This window comes from Motilimonas sp. 1_MG-2023, from assembly GCF_030547455.1.
In the GTDB taxonomy this organism is placed as follows: Bacteria; Pseudomonadota; Gammaproteobacteria; order Enterobacterales; family CBDFNC01; genus Motilimonas.
In genome coordinates, this window is the sequence record NZ_JAUOPX010000001.1 from 99,509 (window position 1) to 123,249 (window position 23,741).

Here is a 23,741-nt window from a genome sequence, read left to right on the forward strand (position 1 = left end):
ACTTTTTAATTTCATTAATTGGGCTTTCATCTAGCATATAGATAACCTTTATTACAGGTAGTTAGTTATAAATGTTTACAAAGCTGTGGCAAACTAAAACAAGTCATTCTATCGGGATATATTTTCGACCTGATATGGTCGCCGTGGTAGTGATAAATAAGTCAGGCTTGCAGCAGCTTCATACCCAGCCTGTCACTTCTTCTGAGCTTTGGCCTCAAGCATTGTCTGAAATAGTCTCGAAACATCAGCTCAAAAAAGGCCGAGTTTATGCAGTGCTATCTCAGCATTTCTATCAACAACTGCAAATTGAACGCCCTAATGTCGCTGATGACGAATTAAACCAGTCACTGCCCTTTGCCATAAAAGAATTAGTATCTGAGCCTGTCCATGAGTTAGTGTTGGACTACTATCAAGTGCCCTCAGTGCCGATGATGGCTGAACGCTTAAATGTGATTTATAGCCAGAAGTCGGTGATCAAGCGAGTAGTAAAAAGCGTTGCAATGGCGGGGCTGACTTTAGAGCATATCGGTATTGTAGAGTTGGCGTTGGCGAATCTGTTAACCTCGAAAGCAGAAACACAAATGCTAATCTATCAACATAGCGCCGACGATGTACTGGTTTCTGTGGTGCGTGATAATGCGTTATATTTTTCTCGGCATTTGCGGGGATTCCAGTCCCTCTGTCAACAAACCAAACAGATGGATACCTTTTTACTGGAAGGTTTAGGTCTTGAAATACAGCGTTCGCTGGATTATGTCGTGGCGCAGTTAAAAATAGCTGATGTCAGTCGTATTAAACTATCCTTGCCTAGTCCCCATGCCAATGAAATTGCTGAACAAATTGGTGAAGCCTTAGGCCGAAAAGTAATAGCGATACAGATGCCTGATACGCCTGAACAAAGCGATGCGCTACCTGCGATGGCGGCGTTGCCTTTTGTCGAAAAGCTGAATTTAACCTCAGTTGAGGTGGCGGAATGAAGACCAGGATTAATCTTTATACACAAGAATTTGTACCACAACGAGTATGGTTATCCTTGCCGCAAATGGTGTCAGTCTGGGCGCTTATTTTACTCCTCATCTTATTGAGCTCTACATGGCTAAACTATCGTCAACAAGAGATGCAAGTGCTAGCACGGCAAAGCACTGCGGATCTCACCCTGCAGCAAACTCAGTTAAGTGCTTTACAAGCTAAGCTAGCGCAGCATAAGTCATCACCTAGACTGCAAAAATTATTACAACAGCAGCAAGCTGAGCTCAGTGTTAAGCAAAAATTATTGGCCGCAGTGGGGCGCAATGAAACCTTTAAAAATGCTGGTTTTGCAGGTGTGTTAACTGATTTGGCGCGAGTTAACGATCCCGATATTCGTGTTACTGAAATTAAAGTGGCAGACGGACAAATAAGCTTAGGGGGGATCAGTTACAGCAATAGTGCGGTGCCGCGTTGGATTGGTCGTTTTAAGGGTACACAAACCTTAGCTGGACAAGAGTTCGCTGAGTTAAAAGTTGTTCGCAATGAGCAACAAGAGATGGTTTTTGAGTTAGTTGCTGCGGCGAAAAAATCTGAGGTGTCACCATGAGTTTAGGGGCGCAATGGACGCAAGTAAAAGAGAAAGTCATTAGCTTGTCGATGCGCGAGCGGCTGATGATGTTTAGCGCAGGGATTATTATTTTAGTTTTCCCTTGTTACACCTATTGGCTAGCTCCTATTTATCAATCTAGTTTGTCTAATGAAAAACTGCATCAGCAAAATCAGCAACAAATAGATCTGCTACGTGGTGAAGTTGACATTGCCAACATCTTGTTAGCGCGAGATCCTGATGGCCCAGCAAAAAAAGAGCTGCAGATATTAAAGCAAGCAGTGACGGAATTGGATAAGCAGCTCGCAGCGGGCACATTAGATCTTATTTCTGCGCAAAAAATGGCGCAGTTGTTAGAGCAATTATTAAGTAACAGCCAAAAGTTAACGTTAGAGAGAGCTGAATCCATCGCCCCTGTTCCTTTGTTGCCTATGGATGGTGAATTTAATCAAGAAATCAATTTGTTTCGCCATGGCTTAACCTTAACTTTCAATGGTAGCTTTTTTGCGATTAAAGATTTTTTAGCGGCATTGGAGCAGTTGCCGGATAAGTTCTATTGGCAATCCATTCATTACCAAGTGGAGCAGCACCCCAATGCACAAGTTGTATTGAAAATTTATACCTTAAGTACCAATAAGGATTTTATACGTGGTTAATGGTAAATATTTGTTCTTTATCGCTAGCTTGTCAGGTTTTGCTTGGGGTGAAGATTTAGTCGATCCAACGGCGCCCAAGCAAGGGGAGTTGGTCGTCGCGCCGTCATTGCAAACAGAGCAAGTGTTACCTCAATTACAAAGTATTTTATATCAACAAGATCATCAGTCTGCGGTCATTAACAATCAGGCTTATCGGGTTGGTGAAATGGTATCAGGCTACCGGGTCTTGAGTATTCAAGCCAGTCACGTCTTATTAAAGCGTAATGGTAAAACCATCAAGTTATCACTGTTCAATGCTGACTTTATCAAATAGCAAACGATGCGCTATTGCAGGGAAAGAAGAATGAAAAATGCCGTATTAATGATCTGTATATTGGCCTTAGCCGGTTGTAAAACAACCGCAACTTTAGACGCGAAAGATCAAAAGGAAGCCATTAACCAATCCATTGACAATAATCAGCAACAACAAGTGGCAGCTAAAGCGCCGCAACCGATAGCGATCCCCGATACGGTATTAAATGAGCTACTTCCGGAAACCGACCTTAATGCTAGCCAACAGCGGGTGTATGAAAAACGCTTTCAGGTGGCGGCTAATAACGTGGAAGCTAACCAGTTTTTTGGCTCATTAGTGCAGGATACCCCCTTTAGTATGGCAATCCACCCCGGTGTGGAAGGTTATATCTCTTTGAATCTAAAAGATGTGACCTTGGATGAAGTGCTATCGGTAACAAAAGATATGTACGGCTATGATATTCAGCGCAAAGGGCGCATTTACCATATCTACCCATCGGGGATGCGGGTTGAAACCTTTTCCATGAACTATTTGCTGATGGATCGAGACGGCGCGACAAAGACAACTGTTGCGACTGGGCACTTAGCGGATCAAAACAGTAATAACGATTCAAATAATTTTGACTCAGGTAGCAGCTCAACGGATAGCTTAGGTGGCTCCAATAGTTCAAGTGGTTCTAATAGTGGTAATACCAATGGCACACAAATTATTACTCGAACGAACACCACTTATTGGCAATCTTTGGAAGAGGCTTTAGTTGGCTTAATTGGTGGTGGCGAAGGGCGAAAAGTGGTAACAAACCCGATGGCTGGCTTAGTCACCGTAAGAGCTTACCCTGATGAGCTTAAAATGGTGGGGGACTTTATTAAAAAAGCGGAAAGCCGTTTGCATCGTCAAGTGATTTTAGAAACGCAAATTATTGAAGTTGTGCTTGATGATAATTATCAACAAGGTATCACTTGGGATTTTGCCAACAATGCTAACACGACGGATCTCGCCTTTGATAGTGTTTCTAAGGTGGCTGAAAACGTGATTCGAAATACCATTGGCGGTGGTGGTGCTCTTACTATTAGCAACGGGGATTTTAGTGCGGTGGTGTCTTTGCTTGATACCCAAGGCGATGTGAATGTGTTGTCTAAACCACGAATCACCGCGATTAATAATCAAAAAGCCGTTATTAAAGTCGGTAATGATGAGTACTTTGTTACGGATGTTTCAACCACGACAGTGACAGGTAATGCGACTACCTCGACACCAAATGTTGAGTTAACCCCGTTTTTTTCTGGGATCTCATTGGACGTCACGCCACAAATTGACGAACAAGGTGGGGTGTTACTGCATGTGCATCCATCGATTATCGATATTGAAGAGCAACAAAAGAAAATTAGCTTTCGTTCCACCAGTGCTGGTGATGCCACCATTGGTTCAGAGGATGGCTTGGTTATTCCTGTGGCAAAAAGCGAAGTGCGAGAATCGGATACCATCGTTAAAGCGCAATCAAATGACGTCATCGTGATTGGCGGTTTAATGAAAACCTTAACCAAAGATTTGGTTTCAAAAACACCACTATTAGGTGATATTCCTTGGGTTGGAGAGTTATTTACTAATCGCAGCAAACAAACGTTTAAAACCGAGCTGGTGATCTTACTGAAGCCAACGGTTGTGGTGGATGGCACTTGGCAGCAAGAGTTAGAGCGCTCTTCTACCTTGTTAGAGAAATGGTACCCAGTAGAATAATATGTATTTGGAGCATTACGGCTTAGCAGCGCTGCCTTTTACGCTAACCCCTGATACTCATTATTTTTATGAGCTGACGCCGCACGCCGAGGCGTTAGAGGTTCTTGTCGCGGCATTAGATGGTGGTGAAGGCATCATCAAGGTAATAGGTGAAGTTGGCACAGGTAAAACCTTATTATGTCGTAAGATGATGAATCAGCTAGCACCACAGTATGTCGGTTTGTTTTTGCCAAACCCTTATGTCAGTGCTCATGAAATCCGTCACGCCATTGCCACATGCTTAAAAATCAAAATAGACAGCGAAGTTAATCAAGCAAGCTTAACTCAAGCCATTGAGCGTAGTTTAATGAGATTGAATGAGCAGGGGAAAAAGTTGGTGGTGTTTATTGATGAAGCTCAAGCCCTGCCTGATGAAACGCTAGAAGCGATTCGTTTATTTACCAATATAGAAACGGAAAAAGATAAGCTTATTCAAGTCGTGCTGTTTGGTCAGCCTGAGCTGGATATGCGTCTTAGGCAAAGTAAGTTAAGACAGTTACAACAGCGCGTGGTATTCAGTTATCAGCTGCGGCCATTAACCTTCGCTGAAGCTAAATTGTATATCCAACACCGTTTGAAGATGTCTGGTTATCAAGGCGAGCCGCTTTTTAATGCTAAAACGGTTAAGTTAATCTGGCGGGCTAGTCGCGGTATTCCCCGTCTGCTCAATATATTATGTCATAAAGCCTTGATTGTTAGTTATGGTAAAGGTGATCCCTTGATCTCGATAGCTAGCGTACAAAGTGCCATCGCAGACACGGATAATGTCAGTCACTATCCCGTTTGGCCAAAGTGGCTGTATTTCTTGATCCCTCTAGTGCTCTTTGAATGTTATGTGATTTTTAGTTGGCTGAGGGGCGCGGTATGAGCGTGATAAACCAAATGAAACGGGACTTGGCCAAGCGTCAGAGTGGCGAGCATTCTGAGCATAATAACGTGAGTCCAGTGTTAACGTCAGCCCCTTGGTTTAGTCGTCACAGCACACTAAAAGGGCTGGGGCTTGTGGTGTTATTTGGTCTTACCATTACCGCCGCGTTTGCCTGGTTTTCCTCGCCTCGTGTAACTTCTCAGGCTACTGAGGCGGCGTTAGTTCAGCATGAAGTAGCAGTTGTCGCATCGCCCGTTTCGCAACCTCTGCAACCAACAGTGGCTGCGACAGCAAAAAACGACGATCAAAGAGTGGGTAATGAGTCCCGCGCAGATGTTGAAAAACTTGCCTCGGTTGAAAACAGTGAAACAAAACCGCTTGTCCAAGCCATTTCGGTCAAAAGTAATGATGCCAGAATCAAGGTGCTTGATACCCAAGTGGTATTTTTATCTGAATTAGCGCTCTCTGAAGATGCTTTGGTGAGTGCAGAGCCTAGTGGTAAGAATAAGCCGGCCATAGCGGTACAAAGTGAGCAGCAACAAGCGCTTGTTGATTCGTTAGAAGAGAAAGTTCAAGTTATATCTAATGAGTCCGAGACTGCTCAAACCGAGGCAAGTCTGCCCGAGACAAGTCAGGTGGAAACCTTTCCAGTAGAAACAGTTTTTATAACACCAGCTCCTTCTTCTGCCGCAAAGCCAATGCTTGCTGGGCAAACTACACCTTCCAGTGAACTTGCAGTGACTAAGGAGCAACAGCCAGTCGTATCGCCAGCGCTTGTCCCATCGAATAATAATGAGCTCGCTGCGAAAGCAACAGAAAACCAAGCGATAGAAATTATCAATGTCGCACCAGTGGTGAAACCGCAACCGGATAAGGCGGCTGCGGAGCCTATGGAGAGGTCGATTGCTAAAGAAATGGTCAAACCTACTCCGGCGGGACCCAGCTCATTAACTATCACTCAATCTCAGCTCAGCGATGAAGAATTAATTTCGCTGTACCGAAAACAAGCAAGCACTGCAAAAAGTAAAGGTGATTTGGCTGGAGCGCAAGTCAGGCTGGAAAAAGCGCTGGCTATCGCCCCTGCAAATCAACAGGTGCGCAAAGATCTTGTGTCTATTATCTATGGCCGTGGTAATAGTGAAAAAGCCATGGCATTGCTTAATCAGGGCGTGAAAATATCGCCAAATAATGCAGACTTTCGCCTGATGCAAGCACGAATCTATTTAGCGTCACAACAGCGCCAGCAAGCTTTTCAGGCATTAGATGGAATTAAGCCGGATGTGAAAAGTAATCAAGATTTTTATGCCACCAAGGCGGCATTAGCGCAGCAATTAAATCAAGATGAAAAAGCGTTGACGGCGTATCTTGCTTTAGCAAAGCAGCAGCCAAAACAAGCTAAATGGTGGCTTGGTTTGGGTATCAGCCAGGAAAAACTAGGCTATTCTACAGACGCCTTACGCAGTTATCAGCAGGCAGAGTTAATCGGTGGGCTATCTTTGGCCTCCATGGATTATGTGCGAACTCGTATCGAGTTTTTACAGTAATCGGGCATAGTCGAGTCAAGGAGTTGCATCAAATATGGCACAACCCAAGTTAAAAAAGCGTTTAGGTGATTTATTAGTTGAAGATGGCATCATTACCGAAGAGCAACTGATGCAAGCTTTAGCTGAGCAACGTAAAAGTGGCCGTAAATTAGGCGCAACCTTACAAAGCCTCGGCTCTATCAGCGAAGACGATATGTTGGAGTTTTTATCGCGCCAACTGGGGATTCCGCTGATTGATATAAACCAACTGCGAATCGACAGTCAGGTGGTGGCTTTATTACCTGAAGTGCATGCGCGCCGTTTACGTGCTTTAGTGGTACATGATGATGGTAAAAGTGTCACGGTAGCAATGTCTGACCCAGCAGATTTACGCGCCCTAGACACGATTATGGGCTTACTTGCTAACCGTGATGTCAAGCTAGCTGTTGCTCGTGAATCGCAATTAATAGAATCATTCGACCGTTTATATCGCCGCACCAAAGAGATTGCCTCCTTTGCCGAAAAACTGCAAGAAGAGCATGGCGAAGATAAGCTTGAACTCGATATTGGTTTGTCAGGGTTAGACGGAGATGGCTCTGAAGCCACCGTGGTTAAACTGCTGCAGTCTTTGTTTGAAGATGCGGTACAAGTTGGCGCGTCGGATGTGCATATTGAGCCTGAAGAAAAGTTGTTGCGTATTCGTCAGCGGGTAGACGGCGTGCTACAAGAAAGCGTATTAAATGAAGTCAGTATTGTTAGTGCGTTAGTGCTGCGGCTAAAACTGATGGCGGGCATGGATATCTCCGAAAAGCGTTTACCGCAAGATGGCCGCTTTAATATGTCGATTCGCGGCCACAGCATCGATGTGCGGGTATCCACCATGCCAGTGCAGTTTGGTGAATCGGTGGTGATGCGTTTACTGGATCAAAGTGCAGGTATCTTATCCCTAGAGGAAACCGGGATGCCGGCTGAATTATTACCTCGTTTTCGTCGTCAATTACAACGTCCTCATGGCATGATTTTAGTTACCGGGCCAACGGGGAGCGGTAAAACGACGACTTTATATGGCGCTTTGTCTGAGCTTAATGAGCCGGGTAAAAAGATCATCACGGTCGAAGATCCAGTGGAATATCGTTTACCACGGATCAACCAAGTTCAAGTTAACTCTAAGATTGGTTTAGACTTTTCCAACGTGTTGCGCACTACCTTACGACAAGATCCTGACATTCTGTTGGTGGGGGAGATGCGCGACCATGAAACGGTGGAAATAGGGTTGCGGGGCGCATTAACCGGTCACTTAGTGTTATCTACTTTACATACCAATGATGCCATTACCAGTGCGCTACGTTTAATTGATATGGGAGCACCGGGCTATTTGGTGGCAAGCTCTCTGCGCGCCATTGTCGCGCAGCGATTGATTAGAAAATTGTGCCTCAACTGTAAAAAGCCTCATGACACAGAAACCCGTGAGCGGGTTTGGTTAGAAAACCTTTCCCAGCAGTCGCTAGCAGAAGTGCAGTTATACCAAGGAACAGGTTGCCAGAACTGTAACTACACGGGTTACAAAGGGCGTTTAGGGGTGTTCGAAATGCTCGAACTAGATGAGCCGATGATGGAAGCATTAAGGCGTGATGATCCGGAAGCGTTTTCTCAAGCCGCTAAACAAAGTGCGCATTATCGTCCCTTGGCTTTTTCGGCATTAGATTATGCTATTCAAGGTATTACGTCGTTAGATGAGGTGCTGCGTTTAGTGGAGCAAGTGGATCTCTGGCAGGACGGTGAATGATGAAAATGGGTAAATAGCCATGGCCACTTTTGAATATAAAGGACGTGATGCCCAAGGCAGCCCGATCACTGGGCGACTTGAAGCCAACGATGAAACCACCGCTGCCGATATTTTATTGCGTCGTGGTGTGATGCCGCTAACCATAAAGGCGGCAAAAGCAGAGTCAGACTTTGATTTAAGCTTATGGCTAGAGCGTTCGATCCCGATGGATCAAATGGTGATTTTTACCCGGCAAATGTACTCGCTAACCAAGGCAGGCATCCCGATTATTCGTGCTATTAATGGTTTGGCGGACTCTACCCACAGTAAACTGTTGCGGCGCACGTTGCAGGATGTGTCTGAACAAATGCGTAATGGTCGGCCGATGTCGGTGGCCATGCAAGCCCATCCCAAGGTGTTTAACTCGTTGTTTCTCTCTATTGTCAATGTGGGCGAAAACACAGGCCAATTAGATAAGGCTTTTTTACAATTATCGCAATACATGGAATTGGAACAAGAAACGCAAAAACGCGTTAAAGCGGCAATGCGTTATCCCAGTTTTGTGCTGATGGCACTGGCTGCAGCCATGGTTATTTTGAATATTTTTGTGATCCCGACTTTTGCCGGTATGTTCGGTAAATTTGGTGTGGAGCTGCCTTGGTCTACGCGAGTCTTAATGGGGACATCGGCATTTTTCGTTAACTATTGGCCTTATATGCTAATGGCGATTATCGCCACGTATTTTGCCATTAAAGCTTGGTATAACACTACTAAAGGACGCTTAGTGTGGGACCGCTATAAGCTACGTTTGCCGATTGTTGGCGACATTATTAACCGAACCCTATTGGCACGTTACGCACGTAGCTTCTCGATGATGCTGACAGCTGGCGTCCCCCTAAATTCCGCGCTCAGTTATGTGGCGAAGGCAACCGATAATGCTTATATGGAACAGCAGGTGCTGGGCATGCGGGCAGGTATCGAGCGCGGTGAAAGTCTGCTGCGCACCTCAAACGCCAGTGGGTTGTTTACGCCATTGGTGCTGCAAATGATTGCTGTTGGTGAAGAAACAGGCCAAGTGGATGAGCTGTTACAAGAAGCTGCAGAGTTTTATGAGCGTGAAGTGGATTATGACTTAAAAAGCCTAACCGCCAAAATTGAGCCAATATTAATTGCGATAGTTGCGGGGATGGTTTTAATTCTAGCTCTCGGTATCTTTACTCCTATGTGGGACATGATGCGCGCATTTAAAGGAGGGTAAGATCTGTCGAGTTGCTTAATATTTGGGCTTGGTTCATAGGATCGTTAACCTTTAAGGGGCGAGGCATGAAGAATAAAGAGGTTTTAGAGCAATTATTACGAGGCTTTGGTTTTAAAGAGTTGATGATTGCTATCATGCTGCTATTAGTTAGTTGTTTTATATACTTTTCTCAACAACAGCAAAGCGCTATTAATGAAACCAGTTTTGCCCTTAGTGCTAATTTGTTTGCGCAAACGAGTGCAGAAGTTCACTTGCAATGGCTCCGAGAGGGTAAACCCAAACAACTGAATTGGCGAAGTAAAACGGTATTTGTTAACTCTCATGGTTGGCCAGAATCAATCGCAGCTAACAAAAATGGCTTAAACTGTGCATTATTATGGCAAGGGCTATTAGATACAGATATGCTGATTAATAACGAGCCGATACAGGTAAAAGTATTAGGTGATATTAATGGCCGTGATAGTGGCTGCTTGTATTATTTACCAGAGCAAAGTGGTTTTGAGTATTGGGCTAAAACAGGGTTGATTAAGCAAAGGTTAATAGATAAAACACTGTAATAACGTTATTTTTGTTCTAAAATGTTTTTATTTCTAACTTTGGGGTTTAAATGACTAAACATTCGGGTTTTTCCCTTATTGAGTTGGTGATTGTGGTGGTTGTGCTAGGTATTTTAGCCGTTACTGCTTTACCGCGTTTTTTAGATGTGACTGAAGAAGCGAAAAACGCCAGCGTTGAAGGGGTTGCTGGTGGGTTTGCTACAGGCGTGTCTTTAACGCGTGCCCAGTGGGAAGCCATCGGTCGTTCGAAAGAAGCTGCGAAGAATGTCGTTATTTATGATGGTACTAAACTCTATTTAACCACGCCGACCAATGCCGAAGTTACCGCAGGTACGGTTTCACCAGGTTATCCGATGACCAATCAAAATGAAGATGTGACACCTGCTTCACTCACACCGGCTAAATGTGAATCGATTTGGAATTCTATTTTACAAAACCCGCCACGTATCGCCAGTAGCTTTAGCGATGTTAGCGGGCAAGGTGATTTTTACAAATTCTATGTCACTACAACCAATGGTGGTACGGATACCAGCTGTTTATTCTATTTAGTAAATAGCTTGGATAAAGGCTCGGATGGCCTATATACGGATCCCGGCTCGGATACCGGAAAATTTAAGAACTTTACCTATAAACCGGCAACGGGTCAGGTAGCGGCCAACATTAATTAAGAACATATTTTTGAAATAAGGGGTTACTATGAAAAAGAACTTAACCAAGCAGTCTGGTTTTACACTGATTGAATTAGTGATTGTGATTATTGTATTAGGTATTTTGGCAGCAACCGCTGCACCTAAGTTTATTGATTTGCAGTCGGATGCTAGAATTTCGTCTCTACAGGGAGTAAAGGCTGCTCTAGAGGGGGCTTCAACATTAACCTATAGCAAAGCAGCGATTGCTGGGTTAGAGAAGTCAGCAACTGCAGTATCCGTTAGTATAGGTAATGGTGTGACTGTAGATGCAATTTTTGGTTACCCAGAAGCGGAAGCTTCAAATATTGCGAAAGTGATCGAGCTAAGCTCTGGAGATTGGACTATTTCAGGTGCAGATCCTACTCTGATTTACCCAAGTGGTGGTGTATCGACTTGTAATGCGTCTTATACTGAAGGTACTAGTATCGCTAGGCCTACTATTATTGTTAATGAGACTGGCTGCTAATTAGCCATGCCATGGCCAGCCAAGGGCGATTTATTTTAACCTCTAAAACCACTGGCTTTACTTTGGTAGAGCTGGTGATTGTGATTATTTTAATTGGCGCTTTGGCGGCCTTTGCTTTACCTAAACTGCTGTCCTCTGGCAGTTTTGAAGATTATACCGTGCGCGACCAACTTGTCTCTCGTTTACGTATTTCCCAATTACAAAATATGAATGCCGATCCCAGTCCTAACGCGGCGGTTAATGCCTGTTACTGGACCGTGGTGCAAGTGTCTGCTGCGGGGCGCTGTATTTATTCCCTCGAAACGGTGCGTAGCGGTGCGAGTTGTACAGCCCCTGCTGCAAGTATTTCATGTGATGCTAGTGCTCCTGAGCATCAAGGCGATCCTTACGATTTGGTGGGTTTTTCTAGCAAGGTGACTATTAGCCCAGCCAATTACCTATTCGATTATCACGGCATTGAGCAGGTGGGTTGTGGCAATAGTTTTCCTTGTGATATCAGCATTAACTCAGGTAATCACTTAAGCATTCGCATTGAACAGCAGGGGTATATTCATGTGCCCTAAGCCAGCATTAATTCGATCAATCACTCAACTGGGCTTTACCTTGGTCGAGCTGGTGGTTGGCATTGTGGTGATGGCGGTGGCTTTCACAATTATTACTACTCTGTTGGTAACGCAATCGAGAGACAGTATCGATCCCTTGCATCAAATGCGCGCGGCGGAGTTAGGGCAAAGTATTTTAAATGAAATCGTGTCGCGCTCGTATGACCAGTATTCAGATCATAACGGTGGCTTATATCGTTGCGGTGAAATTTGGTGGCAAGGTGATGCCAATGTCAGTGGTAGCAGCTGGTTTGATCAAGCGAATCAAGGTTGGGTGGCGTGGGACGCAGATCCAAATGCACAAATCGTATTATGTTCAACAAGTTTGGGGCCTGAAGCTGGTGAAGTGCGGGGCGGCGGTGAAAACACCTTTAATGACGTGGATGATTACATTACCCCTTATGTTGATGCGGTCAGTTTTGGCGATACCTTAGGTCAACCACTCAATGGCGTATACCAAAACTTCCAGCTGAAAATCGACGTAGTGCTCGCTCCCAGCTTTGGTGGGGGGCCCGATACAGCAAAGCGGATTGATTTAACCATTTTGTCCCCCAGTGGCAACGAACAGTTATTTAGTGCTTATCGGGGGAATTACTAATGAGGAGTCAATGGCAACGAGCCCTTTATGGCACTCAGCGTGGTTTTACCTTGGTTGAGTTGGTGATTGTTATGATCATTCTTGCCGCCCTGGGTATTGCGGTCACTAATTACCTTGGCTTTGGCACTGAGCTGTATCGCGATGTCGCAGAGCGAGAGAAAATCCTTAATAGCGCTCGATTTGCTATGGAGCGATTAAACCGAGAGATCCGAGGCTCTTTGCCTAACAGTCAGCAAATTAGCAATAGTGGCAACTGCTTACGTTTTGTTCCGGTCGTGGCCAGCAGCAGTTATCTTGAGCTGCCTGTCAGCCCTGATGCGCCAGCGGCGGTGGCCAAGGTGTTTGCATTTGACCAATATTCTTTTAGTGCTGAGCACAAGGCTGCTGTTTATGCCTTAAGTAGTGATGATATCTACAGCGCTAGCTCAAGCACGGTATTGCCCGTGACAGGTTATACTCTCGCTGCATCGGGCAGTGATGTAGATGAGTTAGCACTTGCTGCGGCGTCACTATGGCCTTTACCGTCACCTTCACAGCGCATTTATATTGTGTCGCGTCCAGTGCGTTATTGTGTGCTCAGTAATGGTGATTTACAGCGTGAAGAAATGCGCTGGGCCAGTGAAACGCCGCCCGAGCAAATCATCAACTCCAGTTTAATGGCGCAGGGCATAAGGTTATTACCGGCTACTGCTGCGGATTATCAGCCGCCGTTTGCTGTTACCGAGGCCACCTTAAGCCGTAATAGTGTGGTTAAGTTGTTTTTGAATTTTAGCCGCGACAATGGCGCAGAGTCTTTGGTGTTTCATCATGCTATTCATATCCAAAATGTACCTTAGTGCGCAAGCATCACGCCAGCAAGGCAGCGCGATAGTGATCGCGGTGTTTATTATTGTGGTGATGTCGTTATTAGCCGCCGCCTTAACCCGCATGTTGCAAGATTCACAACAAGGTATTGGCTATGAAGTGTATGGCACCCGTGCCTATTTAGCGGCTAACGCTGGGATAGAGCAAGCTTTTATTCGTTTATTTCCGTTAGGCGGCGGGGTGGGCAGCTTTTGTGCGGATCCTGATGATCCTCCCGTTATTACTTCACTGGATTTATCCAGCCAAACTGCTTTTCATGGTTGTGTAGTGACTTATGAGTGCCAAACATTAGCAGATAGCTCGCGTAAGCTATATCAAATTGACAGCGTGGCCGAATGTGATGCCGGTGAGTTTGTCACTCGGCGTAAAATCCAAGCGCAAGCGAAGGAGATTTAGATGCGGTGGTGGCTCAGATGCTTGGTTTATTTTTCTTTTTTGCTGATGCAGTCTCAGGTCTGGGCCGATACTACCCTTTATGGCGGCATGACAGTTGGTGATGGCAACGATGCTATCGCCCCTAATGTGGCGGTGTCGCAGAGCAATGGCGGTATTTCACCTACTTATCAGGCCCATTACCCCATTCACTTTAAAATAACTGCTGTCTCGCCTATTTCCCAAGTGAAGTTATTAAATGCCAGTGCAACCATTGAGCCGGCGGTATTGGTGATATGGGATGCATCGGGTAACCAGCTGTATCGAGGTATTGCTAACTTAGGCAATCACACATTTAATATTTCTGGCTTAACCTTAGCGCCGGGAGATTATCAGCTGTTTGCTTGGGGCCAATGTTTGCAGGGTCAAGGTCGCGAATTCAGTAGGAATTGTAACGATTGGGATGAGCTGTCTTACCGCAATATTGAGCTTGTCGGGGCGTTGTCAGATGACGTTGCGTTAATTCAGCGTCAGCATATTGGCTCGACCAATAATAACGATGGCTATACCGGTAACTCCTTATTTCCTAATGCTGGCTCAGCTAATCCATTGGATGTTAGCTTTGCATTAACCACAGTGTCTAACTTCACCAGTATCACCTTATACAATTTACGTAACCCTGATAATACGCAAGCAGAACTGCTGTTGATTGAGTCAAATGGCACTTCTCACCAAATTGGTTATATCTCTGGTAATGGTGATGTGGTGGCAACCAATCCAGTATTAAGTAGTTTAGATTTTGCTTCCGGCCAATATGTGTTGCGTATCAATGTGCTTAATGGATTTGATATTTCTTGGGATGACATTGTCATCGATTTTACTAGCCGAATTTCTACCTTACCTTTATGTGAAGATGTGTTTAATGGCGCCGTTAATGCCACCAGTTCAGATCTGTTATATATACCTCCAAATAATGGTTCAGACGGTCAATTTCAGCGCTTAACGGGGGCTGCTGATGAAACGTTGGCCGCTCGAGATTATTTCTACATTGATGGCTTTGTTCAATTTGTAAACGATAGTTATCAACTAGCGAATAACAGTGCGACTACGCGGATGTTGTTTAATAGTAACTTCTCCACTTTTGCCTCCAATGGCACCATCGTTTTAAACAATAGCAACTTGACAGAAAATCTATTAATAGCGACTAAGGCTAATGTTGAGATTGGTGCCGGTACCACGGTAAATGGTTTTATATTTGCGGAAGGGACCATCAGTATTGCACCGGGCGCGGTAGTTAACGGTGCCATTGCCGCTGCTGGCCAAATAAGTAATAACGGCACGGTGAACTATCGCCCTGATGCGATTGCTAACACCGACTTTAATGGTATGTGTCGCAATGCGTCACCAGCAGTTCAGCAAGAAATTCAGTATGGGCAAGTGGCGTTAGGGGCGGTATCATTTGATACGCCATTTAGCGCTGTGCCGTTGGTTTTTGCGATGCCAAATTTAGATCCAAGCGATCCTGATGCTGATGCACCATCTTCACTGCAAGTGACAAATATTTCCGCAACAGGGTTCACTGTCACACAAATTGCACCCCCTAATAATTTTGGTGGTGTGGTGCGGGCAATGAATAAAATTGACTTTGTGGCAGTACTGCCTGGTGCAACAACCTTGCCTGACGGCAATAAAATTTATGCTGGCACTGTGTCCACTAATGCTTCACAGCGTGGTCAGCGTGGGGGTAATTGGCAACCCTTGGATTTAAGCAGTGCTAATTTCAGTGAAGCGCCATCGGTGTTATTGCAGCGCCACAGTTTTAATAATAATTGCTGGCTAACTGCTTCGGGTCGTGTTCCTAGCAGCAATCCATTAACGTCATTTGAAGTCGCCCTTGAGGTGTCGGAAGTTTACAATGCTGGCGGGGCTGGCACTTGTGTCCCCGGGGGTAATGGTATTGCGAATTTACAATCAGAAGATATTAATTGGTTGGCTGGTACCGGGGTGGGCAGCTTTATGCAAGGCGGAGAGGAGATCCGCTATGAATTTGGTTTTGGTGATAACCATGGCTCCGGTTCAAGTACCCTTAACTTAACTCAGCAGTGTCGTAACTTTAATGACTTTAAGCAAGATTATATTACGCCTCCGTTGTTTGTCAGCAATAAACGCACTCGCAATGGTGGGGATGGCGGCTGGGCGCGTCGTTGCGATATTAGCCGCAATCAATTTGGTATTACGGTAGATGAAGATCAATTCCGTGATTTTGAGCGAACTCATTTCCAAGAGAATTTTTCCTATTTTGCGATTACCAATACGACGCCAGTTGTTAATGAGACCTTGGAGGTTATTACCGAAGTGGATGCGCTGACCTGTGATGCTCATAGTATTAAGGTGCGAGCCCTCAAGGATGGTCGTTTAAATACCCTTTATAACGGCCTAGTGCAGTTAAGCACCAGCAGTGGTTTAGGTCGCTGGCAGTTGGTCAGTGGGGCGGGTACTTTGTTACCCAATCCGACCTTAGATAACGGTTTAGCCAGTTATCAGTTTGTCACGGGTGATAGTGGCGAGGTGGAATTAAGTCTTTTCCATCAACAAGGCGGCAGCGTTACAGTCACCGCTGAGAATATCGGTAACGGCACCCTAGCCAGTGCGAATGTTGATTTTAGGCCTTATGGCTATCAAATTAAGCCTGTTGACACGTCTGGGCCTGGTGCGGGTCAATATCATTACAGTAATAAGCCGTTTCAAGTCACCTTAACGGCAATTGGCAAAGATCCTAATACTGGTAGCTGCGGTGTTATCGCGGAATACACCGACGATCAACAGGTTAAGTTTTGGTCTAGTTATGACGCTCCCGTACAAGTGGCCGGAACAGAGGTTGAAGTTAACCAAGTTGCGATCGCCAAGAGTGCCGCTAGTGCCATCGAACAGACGATTAACTTCAATGCAGGAGTGAGTGCACCTATTACGGTCAATTATCCTGATGCTGGGCGAATATTACTGTCGGCTCGAGATGATGTGGGATTGGGCGCGCCGACCATAGGCGTTGATGATGAAATTATTCAAGGCGGTCAGCTGTTCACCTTTAGCCCAAGGCAGCTTAGGGTTAAAACTGACTCGGTTATTGGTTATTTACGTGATGGTAGCGGTGAAACCAGCGTGGCCAATGGTGTAGCAACGGATGATGGCTTTATTCGCGCGGCTTTGCCACCAGACGGAATCGATTTTACCACGCAACGTAGTTATGACACTTTTGAACTGAAAGTGGATGCGTTAATTGATTGCAGTGATGATCCAAATAATCATTGTGCTACTCAGCCAATTGCACGCAGCTTTTATCATGACTTACAGATCTCCCATGACGTTATTTTCCCGACCTCGCCATTGCTTGGCGAAGTAACACTCAGAGGACGAAACATTAGCACTGAACGTTATGCCATGGCGCCTGCAGAGCTAGGCTCGGCGCGTATTCAGCACTTGGCATGGAGTGAAGTGGGTAATTTGTCATTGCAGGTAGATGCAAAAGCATATTTAAATGACTCTTTAGCACAATCAGCAACCCCCATTACCACGGCTACGCAACAAATAGGCCGCTTTTATCCTGCTTTTTTACTGGCTGACAGTGTGCTGGCGCTGCCTGCCTGCCAAGCTGGCGGATTTAGCTACCTTGATCAGCAAGCCATCGCGCTTACCCTTACCTTGAAGGCTTATAACCAAGGTGTGAGCCCGAATGTGGTTAGTAATTATGACACCGCTAAAGGTTACCCGACTGCTAGTGATACCAATCAACATTGGGATTGGGCTGTCGCTAATAATTTAGGAGAGCTTGTTCAGCCTGATTCAAGCTCGCGTTTAATGATTAATCCGCATCCTTTTGACTGGCAATTAGGTCAGTTTAGATTATCAGCCGAGCCGATTGGTTTGGCTAAGCTTAATCCTCATGCTGTTGATGGGCCTTTTGTTAATGACGCGTCTTATTCGCAGGCGGCGTTGCAGCTGGCGGTGATGGGTAAAGACGGTGAGCAGCTGCAACAAGATGCTAATACCCTTTGCAATAATGGCGGCGCAGCAGGCGTGTGCGAATTAGGCAATTTAGGTAGTATTTATTATGGCCGTCTTGCGGCCCAGTCGCGCCATGGCAGTGAATTGGCAGATTTACGGGTGCCTTTGGTGCTTGAACGGTACAACGGCAGTCAATTTGAGCCCAATACCCTAGACAGTTGTACAGCGTTAACTTATCAGCCAGCCGCTTCCATTCCGGTGGCTGAGTTCAATTGGGCGGTTGATAGTAATGATGATGGTTCATTAAATCAGGGCGGCAATGAAACACCGATCCCCATCGCTAGCAAAAGCAGCGCAATAAAGATGCTAAATGCCCAAGGAGTCAATGGCGAGATGAATATGTTATTTGGCGCGCCGTTGGCGCGTGGACAATTCTCTTATGCCATAGATCTTAACCCTGCGTCTGGCAATTCTTTGTGCTGGCTGAGATTCGATTGGAGTGGCTCAGGTGAAATAACCAATAGCTGTGGCATTGGGAATAGCAATAGCTGTTCTGACGAGATGATCAGTGGTGTTACCTCTGCGCGATCTAATGATTGTGCAAGGGGTGAAGTGACCTTTGGTTTGTATCGTGGGAACGATCGCATTATTTATCGCTTAGAAGTGAATAATTAACCTTTTGAAGCTTTATGAAGAATAATTAACAAAAAGCATTAAAAAGTCATATTTTCTATCTTTTACACGGCCTTAATAGGGGTTTTATTAATTCAAAATCAACTTAATGGGTAATTACTCACACTATCACCAAAGATAGACGATACGGCGCTTGCTGAATAATTAATGGGTTGGTAAAGTTAGCGCAATTCCGCCATTTTTTTGCAGGATCTCCATGTTTAAGAAACTTAGAGGCCTTTTCTCCAACGATTTGTCTATCGATTTGGGAACGGCTAATACATTAATTTATGTCAAAGATCAGGGCATCGTACTGAACGAGCCTTCCGTTGTTGCTATTCGTCAAGAAAGAAATGGCAGTGGTCCTAAGAGTGTTGCTGCTGTGGGTAGTGATGCCAAGCAAATGTTAGGTCGTACACCGGGTAATATTAAAGCGATTCGTCCGATGAAAGACGGGGTTATTGCCGACTTTTATGTGACCGAAAAAATGCTGCAACACTTCATCAAGCAAGTTCATAATAATAACTTTCTGCGCCCTAGCCCTCGTGTACTGGTATGTGTACCTTGTGGTTCAACGCAAGTAGAGCGCCGTGCTATTCGTGAATCAGCTCAAGGGGCTGGTGCGCGCGAAGTGTACTTAATCGATGAGCCAATGGCGGCTGCGATTGGTGCGGGGTTACCGGTTTCTGAAGCAACAGGCTCGATGGTTGTTGATATTGGTGGTGGCACCACAGAAGTGGCCATTATCTCGTTAAACGGCGTGGTTTATTCTTCATCTGTGCGTATTGGTGGTGACAAATTTGATGACGCTATCATTAACTACGTCCGTCGTAACTATGGCAGCTTAATTGGTGAAGCAACGGCAGAGCGTATTAAACACTCTATTGGTAGCGCTTATCCGGGTGATGAAGTAAAAGAAATTGAAGTGCGCGGTCGTAACCTAGCAGAAGGTGTACCAAGAAGTTTTACGCTGAACAGTAATGAGATTTTAGAGGCACTGCAAGAGCCATTGACGGGTATTGTCAGTGCTGTCATGGTGGCTTTAGAGCAATCTCCGCCTGAATTAGCGTCGGATATTTCTGAACGTGGTATGGTGCTAACTGGCGGTGGCGCTTTATTGCAAGATCTTGACCGTTTATTAATGGAAGAAACCGGTATTCCTGTAGTGGTAGCAGACGATCCGCTAACTTGTGTGGCGCGTGGTGGTGGTAAAGCTCTTGAAATGATTGATATGCACGGTGGCGATTTATTCAATTACGAATAAACTATAAAGCTGTGATTCACCATTAACATTGCTGTAAATCCGAGGAACAGGACGTTCCTCGTTAATGTGTCAACTTAGTTTGACAAAATGGTGCAGGTGATTGGAACGCCTTAAATCAAAACAAGTTAGGTAATGCATTAGTGCGCGGCTATCTTTTTTGTCTTCAATGCTGCGATGATGATTTACCCTTTTTTTTCGTGTCGCGATCTCTTCGTGTATTTTGGAGCGACCTTGTTTTTTAGCGATAATTCATGAAACCTATGTTTGGCCGAGGGCCATCTCTACAACTTAGGTTGCTACTCGCGGTAGTAGCATCCGTTTCGTTGATCTTTCTGGACAGTAAATTAGATCTATTCTCCCCCTATCGAGTTTTTCTCAATTCTTTGGTTAGTCCACTGCAGTACATGGCCAACGCGCCAAGTCAGCTATTTGATACTGTGGCTGGAAAGGTGATCAGTCGTGAGCAACTGCAAGCAAAAAACCAAGAATTAGAGCAGCAAGTGTTTTTGATCCGCAGTGATTTGCTGCAGATGGAAAACTTGAAAGAAGAAAACAATCGCTTGCGTCAATTATTAGGCTCTCCTGTGCGTCAAGATGCGCGCAAAATGGTGGCTGAAATCATGGAAGTGGATTCAGACCCTTTTACCCACCAAGTGGTGATCGATAAAGGTTCGTTAAACGGCGTGTTTGAAGGCCAGCCTGTGGTTAATGATCAAGGGGTGGTTGGTCAAGTATTACGGGTGGGCAGTACCACTAGTCGAGTACTGCTGATTACCGATAACAGTCACGGTATTCCGGTTCGCTTCCAGCGTAATGATATTCGCGCTTTAGCCAACGGCACTGGTGACTTAGAACGTTTAGATATTCCATTTATCCCACATAGTACTGATATTAAGGAAGGCGACATGTTGGTGACGTCAGGCTTAGGTGGGCGTTTTCCTGAAGGTTACCCTATCGCTGTGATTGACCGCTTTGAGTACGATGAAGGCATGCCTTATGCGCGTGTGGATGCTAAACCAGTCGTATCCCTTGACCGAATTCGCTATTTGCTGCTGCTGTGGCCCAGTGAGTCGCCAGATCCAGTTGTAACCCCTGAACCCGCTGTATCGCCTGAGCCAGATAATGCGCCAGCTAAATCGGAGGTTACCAATGGATAGAGCAAACAGCCGCGGCATGATTTATTTATCAATCATTGTTGCCATGATGCTAGCGATTTTACCACTACCAGCCCAGCTTGATGCGTTTAGACCGGATTGGTTAACCTTGGTTATTCTGTATTGGGTACTGGCATTACCCCATCGGGTTAATGTTGGCACTGCTTGGGTGGCGGGGCTTATCTTAGATATTTTATTAGGTTCAACCTTGGGCGTGCGCGCATTAGGCTTGGCGGTGATCACTTATGTTTGCGCCATGAATTATCAATTGATCCGTAACTTTTCTGTTTGGCAACAAGCTGTGGTGATTGGCGTATTGACGGTGAGTTGTAAGTTGTTGATATTTTGGGCAGAGCATTTAGTATCGGACATTATTCTGGTACCACAATACTTTTGGTCGATTATTTCAACCATGTTAATTTGGCCTTGGGTATTTTTGATTTTACGGCGTACACGACGCCACTTTGGGGTGAGTTAATGGCACAGGTTTATCTTGCTTCGGCATCGCCACGTCGCGCCGAGTTGTTGACTCAACTTGGAGTGAGCTATGAATTAGTATTGCCTAACATTCCTGAGCAGCGCTTAGGCAGTGAAGATCCTGAGCAGTATGTTAGACGCTTAGCATTGGCTAAGGCTCGCGCTGGCGAGGCATTAACGGCCGGCGATAAGCCCGTATTAGGCTCAGATACCATAGTCGTGATGGGGGAAAATGTACTAGAAAAACCCCTCGATTTTAATGATGCATGTCGAATCTGGCGTCAGTTGTCTGGTCAAAAACATCAGGTTATGACAGCTGTTGCTTTAGTTCACGGTGATCTTGAACAAGTTGTTTGCGTGATAACTGAAGTAGAATTTGCGCACTTATCGGAATCAGATATGCAGCAATATTGGCATTCTGGAGAGCCCCAAGACAAAGCCGGTGCTTATGGCATTCAAGGGCTAGGTGGCCAATTTGTGGTGGCCATTAATGGCAGCTACAGTGCCGTTGTTGGCTTGCCTTTGCACCAAACAAAGGCTTTAATTAAACAGTTTATTCAATAGCTTAAACCAATCTAAAAATGACAATTTAGCTTGTTATGCAGGCAAAATATCGCCCGCTAGGTTTTAATTGCGATGGTTGCGATGGTTGCGATGGTTGCGATGGTTGCGATTGTGCCAGTAATCGCCATGTTGATGACAATATAAACAGGCTGGCAACCAGTATGATGAATAGAATATTGACCTTGATTGGTATTAGATTTTGAGCCGATTTTAATTTTTTTAACCGAGCTGGGGTGACATTGACTGTGATGACCAGACCATGGAATGCCTTATGAATGTTGAATTATTAATCAATGTGACCCCAAGTGAAACCCGCGTCGCCATTGTTGAAAGTGGCATCTTGCAAGAAATGCATATTGAGCGCCAAGCTAAGTTAGGCATCGTTGGTAATATCTATAAAGGCAAAGTGAGTCGTGTCTTGCCCGGTATGCAGGCTGCTTTTGTCGATATTGGCTTAGATAAAGCGGCTTTTTTACATGCTTCAGATATAGTCCCTCATACTGAGTGTGTCGCTAAGGTAGAAAAGGAACACTTCCAAGCTGGTAATATTGCTGAGTTAGTGCGTCAAGGCCAAGACATTATGGTGCAAGTGGTAAAAGATCCCCTTGGCACTAAAGGCGCTAGGTTAACCACAGATATCACTCTTCCTTCTCGTTATTTAGTATTTATGCCCGGCAGTGCGCATGTTGGTGTGTCACAGCGCATTGAAAGTGAAACGGAGCGTGAGCGCTTAAAAGAGCTTACATCCAGTCATGTTAACGAACTCGGTGGTTTTATCATCCGCACCGCCGCTGAGGGGGCGGGCGCAGAAGAGTTACGACAAGATGCCGAGTTTTTACAACGTTTGTGGCGTAAAATTTTAAGCCGTAAAAGCAGTCATAAAGCCTGCAGCATTTTATATGAAGATTTAGGCTTGGCATTTCGTGTATTACGCGATTTTGTCGGCACGACAATCGAGCGTATTCGCATCGATTCAAAACAAACCTTTGATGAGTTAACCTTATTCACCCGTGAATTTGTCCCAGAACTCACCACGCGACTAGAGTACTATCCCGGCGATCGGCCAATCTTTGATATTTTCGATGTTGAAAATGAAACGCAACGCGCCCTCGATCGCAAAGTCGAGCTTAAATCTGGTGGCTATTTGATTATTGATCAAACAGAGGCGATGACCACCATAGATATTAATACTGGTGCTTTTGTTGGCCATCGAAACCTAGAAGAAACTATTTTTAATACCAATACCGAAGCGACTCAGGCCATCGCCCGTCAGCTTAGGTTGCGTAATTTAGGCGGTATTATCATTATTGATTTTATCGACATGCAGTCAGAAGAGCATCAGCGTCGTGTATTACATAGCTTAGAGCAAGCGCTAGCAAAAGATCGCGCTAAAACCAATATTAGTGGCTTCTCTCAGCTTGGTTTAGTTGAAATGACGCGTAAACGCACACGTGAGAGCTTAGAGCATATTTTGTGTTCAGAGTGCCCTGAATGTAACGGCCGAGGCAGGGTGAAAACAGTAGAAACCGTTAGCTATGAAATTTTACGCGAGATCATGCGGGTTAATCGGGCTTATGATTCAGATCGGTTTTTGGTGTATGCCTCAAGTGCGGTTGCCGAAAGTTTACTCGGTGATGAGTCTCATAGCTTAGCAGAGCTAGAGGTCTTTATTGGCAAGCAGGTTAAAGTTCGTCCTGAGCTACTTTATGCTCAAGAGCAGTTTGACGTAGTGATGATGTAGGTGCA

Annotated in this window: 22 protein-coding genes; all 22 read left to right on the forward strand. The window is 45.2% G+C overall.

Going from position 1 to position 23,741, the window contains the following annotated elements:
* Positions 1 to 71: 71 nt before the first annotated feature.
* The gene (locus tag Q4519_RS00435) at positions 72 to 977 is read left to right on the forward strand and encodes a hypothetical protein (RefSeq protein ID WP_303508336.1); all 906 of its coding nucleotides are present in this window, start codon (positions 72 to 74) and stop codon (positions 975 to 977) included.
* Positions 974 to 1,576 (forward strand): PilN domain-containing protein, encoded by a 603-nt coding sequence (locus Q4519_RS00440; protein ID WP_303508339.1) that lies wholly within the window; start codon positions 974 to 976, stop codon positions 1,574 to 1,576. Before Q4519_RS00435 ends, Q4519_RS00440 begins: the two co-directional genes overlap by 4 nt.
* Positions 1,573 to 2,232: an MSHA biogenesis protein MshJ gene (locus Q4519_RS00445; RefSeq protein WP_303508341.1), complete on the forward strand. Its 660-nt coding sequence runs from the start codon at positions 1,573 to 1,575 to the stop codon at positions 2,230 to 2,232. Before Q4519_RS00440 ends, Q4519_RS00445 begins: the two co-directional genes overlap by 4 nt.
* The gene (locus Q4519_RS00450; protein WP_232799966.1) at positions 2,225 to 2,545 is read left to right on the forward strand and encodes an MSHA biogenesis protein MshK; all 321 of its coding nucleotides are present in this window, start codon (positions 2,225 to 2,227) and stop codon (positions 2,543 to 2,545) included. The genes Q4519_RS00445 and Q4519_RS00450 overlap by 8 nt, the downstream gene beginning before the upstream one ends.
* 30 nt (positions 2,546 to 2,575) lie before the next feature.
* On the forward strand, positions 2,576 to 4,261 hold the full coding sequence (gene mshL / locus Q4519_RS00455; RefSeq protein WP_303508344.1) for a pilus (MSHA type) biogenesis protein MshL: 1,686 nt from the start codon (positions 2,576 to 2,578) through the stop codon (positions 4,259 to 4,261).
* Between the two features lies 1 nt (position 4,262).
* Positions 4,263 to 5,168, forward strand: a complete 906-nt coding sequence (locus tag Q4519_RS00460) for an ExeA family protein (protein ID WP_303508347.1) — start codon at positions 4,263 to 4,265, stop codon at positions 5,166 to 5,168.
* Positions 5,165 to 6,712, forward strand: coding sequence for a lipopolysaccharide assembly protein LapB (locus Q4519_RS00465; protein ID WP_303508349.1), 1,548 nt, complete (start codon positions 5,165 to 5,167; stop codon positions 6,710 to 6,712). The genes Q4519_RS00460 and Q4519_RS00465 overlap by 4 nt, the downstream gene beginning before the upstream one ends.
* Positions 6,713 to 6,746: 34 nt before the next feature.
* Complete coding sequence (locus Q4519_RS00470) at positions 6,747 to 8,477, forward strand: GspE/PulE family protein (RefSeq protein ID WP_232799962.1); 1,731 nt, start codon at positions 6,747 to 6,749, stop codon at positions 8,475 to 8,477.
* Between the two features lie 19 nt (positions 8,478 to 8,496).
* A complete protein-coding gene (locus tag Q4519_RS00475; RefSeq protein WP_232799961.1) occupies positions 8,497 to 9,714 on the forward strand; it encodes a type II secretion system F family protein in 1,218 nt (405 codons plus the stop codon).
* Positions 9,715 to 9,779: 65 nt separating this feature from the next.
* A complete protein-coding gene (locus Q4519_RS00480; RefSeq protein WP_232799960.1) occupies positions 9,780 to 10,271 on the forward strand; it encodes a hypothetical protein in 492 nt (163 codons plus the stop codon).
* Between the two features lie 50 nt (positions 10,272 to 10,321).
* Entirely contained in the window at positions 10,322 to 10,939 is a 618-nt protein-coding gene (locus tag Q4519_RS00485; RefSeq protein ID WP_232799959.1) for a prepilin-type N-terminal cleavage/methylation domain-containing protein, read from the forward strand.
* Between the two features lie 28 nt (positions 10,940 to 10,967).
* Entirely contained in the window at positions 10,968 to 11,426 is a 459-nt protein-coding gene (locus Q4519_RS00490) for a prepilin-type N-terminal cleavage/methylation domain-containing protein (RefSeq protein ID WP_303508359.1), read from the forward strand.
* Between the two features lie 11 nt (positions 11,427 to 11,437).
* A complete protein-coding gene (locus Q4519_RS00495; protein WP_303508362.1) occupies positions 11,438 to 11,989 on the forward strand; it encodes a type IV pilin protein in 552 nt (183 codons plus the stop codon).
* On the forward strand, positions 11,979 to 12,626 hold the full coding sequence (locus Q4519_RS00500; RefSeq protein WP_303508364.1) for a prepilin-type N-terminal cleavage/methylation domain-containing protein: 648 nt from the start codon (positions 11,979 to 11,981) through the stop codon (positions 12,624 to 12,626). Before Q4519_RS00495 ends, Q4519_RS00500 begins: the two co-directional genes overlap by 11 nt.
* Positions 12,626 to 13,462, forward strand: coding sequence for a PilW family protein (locus Q4519_RS00505; protein ID WP_303508367.1), 837 nt, complete (start codon positions 12,626 to 12,628; stop codon positions 13,460 to 13,462). The genes Q4519_RS00500 and Q4519_RS00505 overlap by 1 nt, the downstream gene beginning before the upstream one ends.
* Positions 13,434 to 13,886 (forward strand): PilX N-terminal domain-containing pilus assembly protein, encoded by a 453-nt coding sequence (locus Q4519_RS00510; RefSeq protein WP_232799956.1) that lies wholly within the window; start codon positions 13,434 to 13,436, stop codon positions 13,884 to 13,886. The genes Q4519_RS00505 and Q4519_RS00510 overlap by 29 nt, the downstream gene beginning before the upstream one ends.
* Positions 13,887 to 18,539, forward strand: coding sequence for an H-type lectin domain-containing protein (locus tag Q4519_RS00515; protein WP_303508371.1), 4,653 nt, complete (start codon positions 13,887 to 13,889; stop codon positions 18,537 to 18,539).
* A gap of 214 nt (positions 18,540 to 18,753) precedes the next feature.
* Complete coding sequence (locus Q4519_RS00520) at positions 18,754 to 19,800, forward strand: rod shape-determining protein (protein WP_232799954.1); 1,047 nt, start codon at positions 18,754 to 18,756, stop codon at positions 19,798 to 19,800.
* Positions 19,801 to 20,051: 251 nt separating this feature from the next.
* Positions 20,052 to 20,957 (forward strand): rod shape-determining protein MreC, encoded by a 906-nt coding sequence (mreC, locus tag Q4519_RS00525; RefSeq protein ID WP_303508375.1) that lies wholly within the window; start codon positions 20,052 to 20,054, stop codon positions 20,955 to 20,957.
* Positions 20,950 to 21,432: a rod shape-determining protein MreD gene (mreD, locus tag Q4519_RS00530; RefSeq protein ID WP_232799952.1), complete on the forward strand. Its 483-nt coding sequence runs from the start codon at positions 20,950 to 20,952 to the stop codon at positions 21,430 to 21,432. Before mreC ends, mreD begins: the two co-directional genes overlap by 8 nt.
* Positions 21,432 to 21,995 carry a nucleoside triphosphate pyrophosphatase gene (locus Q4519_RS00535; protein WP_303508378.1) on the forward strand — a complete coding sequence of 188 codons (564 nt, stop codon included), beginning with the start codon at positions 21,432 to 21,434 and terminating at the stop codon, positions 21,993 to 21,995. Before mreD ends, Q4519_RS00535 begins: the two co-directional genes overlap by 1 nt.
* A gap of 271 nt (positions 21,996 to 22,266) precedes the next feature.
* Positions 22,267 to 23,736 (forward strand): ribonuclease G, encoded by a 1,470-nt coding sequence (gene rng / locus Q4519_RS00540; protein WP_303508381.1) that lies wholly within the window; start codon positions 22,267 to 22,269, stop codon positions 23,734 to 23,736.
* Positions 23,737 to 23,741 lie beyond the last annotated feature (5 nt).

Excerpts from the sequence above, each read along its gene's own strand:
- Q4519_RS00435 (WP_303508336.1), top strand. The coding sequence starts at position 72 with ATGTTTACAAAGCTGTGGCAAACTAAAACAAGTCATTCTATCGGGATA.
- Q4519_RS00440 (WP_303508339.1), top strand. The coding sequence starts at position 974 with ATGAAGACCAGGATTAATCTTTATACACAAGAATTTGTACCACAACGA.
- Q4519_RS00445 (WP_303508341.1), top strand. The coding sequence starts at position 1,573 with ATGAGTTTAGGGGCGCAATGGACGCAAGTAAAAGAGAAAGTCATTAGC.
- mshL (WP_303508344.1), top strand. The coding sequence starts at position 2,576 with ATGAAAAATGCCGTATTAATGATCTGTATATTGGCCTTAGCCGGTTGT.
- Q4519_RS00460 (WP_303508347.1), top strand. The coding sequence starts at position 4,263 with ATGTATTTGGAGCATTACGGCTTAGCAGCGCTGCCTTTTACGCTAACC.
- Q4519_RS00465 (WP_303508349.1), top strand. The coding sequence starts at position 5,165 with ATGAGCGTGATAAACCAAATGAAACGGGACTTGGCCAAGCGTCAGAGT.
- Q4519_RS00470 (WP_232799962.1), top strand. The coding sequence starts at position 6,747 with ATGGCACAACCCAAGTTAAAAAAGCGTTTAGGTGATTTATTAGTTGAA.
- Q4519_RS00475 (WP_232799961.1), top strand. The coding sequence starts at position 8,497 with ATGGCCACTTTTGAATATAAAGGACGTGATGCCCAAGGCAGCCCGATC.
- Q4519_RS00480 (WP_232799960.1), top strand. The coding sequence starts at position 9,780 with ATGAAGAATAAAGAGGTTTTAGAGCAATTATTACGAGGCTTTGGTTTT.
- Q4519_RS00485 (WP_232799959.1), top strand. The coding sequence starts at position 10,322 with ATGACTAAACATTCGGGTTTTTCCCTTATTGAGTTGGTGATTGTGGTG.
- Q4519_RS00490 (WP_303508359.1), top strand. The coding sequence starts at position 10,968 with ATGAAAAAGAACTTAACCAAGCAGTCTGGTTTTACACTGATTGAATTA.
- Q4519_RS00495 (WP_303508362.1), top strand. The coding sequence starts at position 11,438 with ATGGCCAGCCAAGGGCGATTTATTTTAACCTCTAAAACCACTGGCTTT.
- Q4519_RS00500 (WP_303508364.1), top strand. The coding sequence starts at position 11,979 with ATGTGCCCTAAGCCAGCATTAATTCGATCAATCACTCAACTGGGCTTT.
- Q4519_RS00505 (WP_303508367.1), top strand. The coding sequence starts at position 12,626 with ATGAGGAGTCAATGGCAACGAGCCCTTTATGGCACTCAGCGTGGTTTT.
- Q4519_RS00510 (WP_232799956.1), top strand. The coding sequence starts at position 13,434 with ATGCTATTCATATCCAAAATGTACCTTAGTGCGCAAGCATCACGCCAG.
- Q4519_RS00515 (WP_303508371.1), top strand. The coding sequence starts at position 13,887 with ATGCGGTGGTGGCTCAGATGCTTGGTTTATTTTTCTTTTTTGCTGATG.
- Q4519_RS00520 (WP_232799954.1), top strand. The coding sequence starts at position 18,754 with ATGTTTAAGAAACTTAGAGGCCTTTTCTCCAACGATTTGTCTATCGAT.
- mreC (WP_303508375.1), top strand. The coding sequence starts at position 20,052 with ATGAAACCTATGTTTGGCCGAGGGCCATCTCTACAACTTAGGTTGCTA.
- mreD (WP_232799952.1), top strand. The coding sequence starts at position 20,950 with ATGGATAGAGCAAACAGCCGCGGCATGATTTATTTATCAATCATTGTT.
- Q4519_RS00535 (WP_303508378.1), top strand. The coding sequence starts at position 21,432 with ATGGCACAGGTTTATCTTGCTTCGGCATCGCCACGTCGCGCCGAGTTG.
- rng (WP_303508381.1), top strand. The coding sequence starts at position 22,267 with ATGAATGTTGAATTATTAATCAATGTGACCCCAAGTGAAACCCGCGTC.